The sequence below is a fragment of the Zhongshania sp. genome, assembly GCF_041584495.1.
In the GTDB taxonomy this organism is placed as follows: Bacteria; Pseudomonadota; Gammaproteobacteria; order Pseudomonadales; family Spongiibacteraceae; genus Spongiibacter.
Genome location: NZ_JBFHDY010000230.1, coordinates 1 through 2638 on the forward strand (window position 1 = coordinate 1; position 2638 = coordinate 2638).

Sequence of the window (2638 nt, forward strand, 5' to 3'; positions counted from 1 at the left end):
CCCGGGTGCTCCAGTAAAGCTGGGGTTGGCTTACGGGGTCTCTGCAAGTTTGTAACCCGATGTTAATTAAGGAAAAATCATGTCACATATAAGCATGCGTGAAATGCTGCAAGCCGGCGTTCACTTTGGTCACCAGACTCGCTACTGGAACCCAAAAATGGCACCGTATATTTTTGGTGCTCGTAACAAGATCCATATAATCAATCTTGAGCATACTGTTCCTGCGATGAACAGCGCGCTGGATGCAATTGCCAAGATGGCAGCAAATAAAAACAAAATCTTGTTTGTTGGCACTAAGCGTGCCGCAAGCAAGATTGTTGGTGAGCAGGCAGCCCGCGCTGGCATGCCTTTTGTGAGCCACCGCTGGTTGGGTGGCATGCTGACCAACTACAAAACTATTCGTCAGTCGGTACGTCGTTTGCGTGAGCTTGAAGCTCAGCAATTAGACGGTACGTTTGACAAATTGACCAAGAAAGAAGCCCTGATGCGTCGCCGTGATATGGAGAAGCTAGAGCGTTCCATTGGTGGTATCAAGGATATGGCTGGCCTGCCAGACGCCTTGTTTGTTATTGACGTTGATCACGAGCGGATCGCGATTCAAGAAGCCAATAAGCTGGGTATCCCAGTTTTTGGTATCGTGGATACCAATAGCAACCCAGACGGCGTTGATTTTGTTATTCCTGGTAACGACGATGCGATTCGCGCCATCAAACTTTATGTTACTGCTGTTGCTGATGTGGCTATTAATGCCGCCGCTAACGACGCTGTAGCAAAAGATGAGTTTGTTGAAGTTGCTGAAAGCCCAGAAGGCGAAAGCGCTGCCGAGTAATACTCGCCGCCAAGCAGTCTGCGAAAGGGGGCGCGGCCCCCTTTTTTTGGATATACATTGAGCAGGGTCAGTTTGAACGGCCGTGCTTAAGCTCAAATACGAGGATTTTAGGATGGCTGTATCAGCATCAATGGTTAAAGAATTACGCGATCGCACTGGCTTGGGCATGATGGAGTGTAAAAAAGCACTCAATGAGTCCAACGGCGACATCGATTTGGCAATTGAAGAGTTGCGTAAATCAAGCGGCATGAAGGCGGCTAAAAAGGCAGGTCGAACTGCGGCTGATGGCGTTGTGACCACTAAAGTTGCCGAAGACGGTAGCTACGGTGTGGTTGTTGAAGTAAACAGTGAAACTGACTTCGCCGCACGCGAGCCGGGCTTTCAGGCTTTTGCCGCGCTGGTTACTGACAAAGTGTTTGCCACTAAAGAAACCGATATTGCTGTGCTGATGGCCGGTGAATTGGAATCTGCGCGTGAAGCGCTGGTTCAGAAAATTGGTGAGAACATTGGTGTGCGTCGCGCATTGGTCGTTACTGCTGAAGATGGTGTAGTTGATAGCTATGTTCACTCTAATAACCGTATTGCGGTATTGGTTGCCCTGAAAGGCGGTGACGCTGAACTGGCTCGCGATGTAGCGATGCATGTTGCTGCGGTTAACCCGCGCGTTGCGAAAGCGGAAGACATGCCTGCGGAAGAAATCGAGAAAGAGCGTGAGATTTTCACTGCTCAAGCGGCAGAAAGCGGCAAGCCTGCTGAGATCATTGAAAAAATGATCGACGGCCGTATTCGCAAATTCTTGTCCGAAAGCTCGCTGGTTGATCAGCCTTTTGTTAAAGACCCTGAAGTGACGGTAGGTAAGTTGCTGAAAAACAGCGGCGCAGATATGCAAGAATTTGCCCGCTTTGAAGTGGGCGAAGGTATAGAGAAAGAAGAAGTGGATTTTGCCGCCGAGGTGGCTGCTCAGCTGAAAGGCTAAGCCACTCAGTAAACGGGGCCTACGGGCCCCGATTTACTATAGGCGATATACAAATCTTAAAAATATCGTGCAATGTGGTGGGGTAGAAAATGTCTAGCGTAAGCCGGGATAAGAAATACAAGCGCATACTGCTGAAGTTAAGTGGCGAGGCTTTAATGGGGAGTCTGGGGTTTGGAATTGACCCCAAGGTCTTGGACCGCATGGCGCTGGAAGTAGGGCAATTGGTTGGTATAGGTGTGCAGGTTGGTCTGGTGGTGGGCGGCGGGAATTTGTTCCGTGGCGCGGCATTGCAGACTGCGGGGCTCGACAGAGTGACCGGCGACCACATGGGCATGCTGGCCACAGTCATGAATGCACTGGCGCTGCGTGACGCGTTGGAGCGTAGTAATATAAAATCTTCAGTGATGTCGGCCATACCCATGAGTGGTGTCGTCGATCACTATGATCGTCGTAAAGCGATCAGGGCCTTGAGTCGTGGTGAGGTGGTGATTTTTGCCGCGGGTACTGGTAATCCGTTTTTTACGACCGATTCAGCGGCGTGTCTGCGCGGTATTGAAATGGATGCCGACTTGGTACTTAAAGCAACCAAGGTTGATGGTGTTTACAGTGCAGACCCAATGCTTGACCCGAGTGCCGTTAAATACGATTACCTCAGTTATGATGAGGTTTTGGATAAAAAGCTCGAGGTAATGGACCTTACGGCCATCTGTTTGTGCCGAGATCATAATATGCCTTTGCGGGTATTTGCGATGGAGCAGCAGGGTGCTCTTTTGAATATTGTTGTGGGTGGTGAAGAAGGAACGCTAGTGGCCGCCACTAAGCGCGAGGAGAAA

Annotated in this window: 3 protein-coding genes; all 3 read left to right on the forward strand. The window is 50.0% G+C overall.

Annotated elements, in window-relative coordinates; all coding sequences use genetic code 11:
- Nucleotides 1–79 precede the first annotated feature (79 nt).
- Nucleotides 80–829 carry a 30S ribosomal protein S2 gene (gene rpsB / locus ABYP33_RS18500; RefSeq protein WP_373092748.1) on the forward strand — a complete coding sequence of 250 codons (750 nt, stop codon included), beginning with the start codon at nucleotides 80–82 and terminating at the stop codon, nucleotides 827–829.
- A 112-nt stretch (nucleotides 830–941) separates the two neighbouring features.
- Nucleotides 942–1805: a translation elongation factor Ts gene (gene tsf / locus ABYP33_RS18505; protein ID WP_373092749.1), complete on the forward strand. Its 864-nt coding sequence runs from the start codon at nucleotides 942–944 to the stop codon at nucleotides 1803–1805.
- A gap of 89 nt (nucleotides 1806–1894) precedes the next feature.
- Nucleotides 1895–2638 (forward strand): UMP kinase (pyrH, locus tag ABYP33_RS18510; RefSeq protein ID WP_373092751.1); only part of this gene is annotated, 744 nt, incomplete at its 3' end.

Bases quoted from the DNA above. Each gene is read 5' to 3' on its own strand.
- rpsB (WP_373092748.1), top strand. From the start codon at position 80: ATGTCACATATAAGCATGCGTGAAATGCTGCAAGCCGGCGTTCACTTT.
- tsf (WP_373092749.1), top strand. From the start codon at position 942: ATGGCTGTATCAGCATCAATGGTTAAAGAATTACGCGATCGCACTGGC.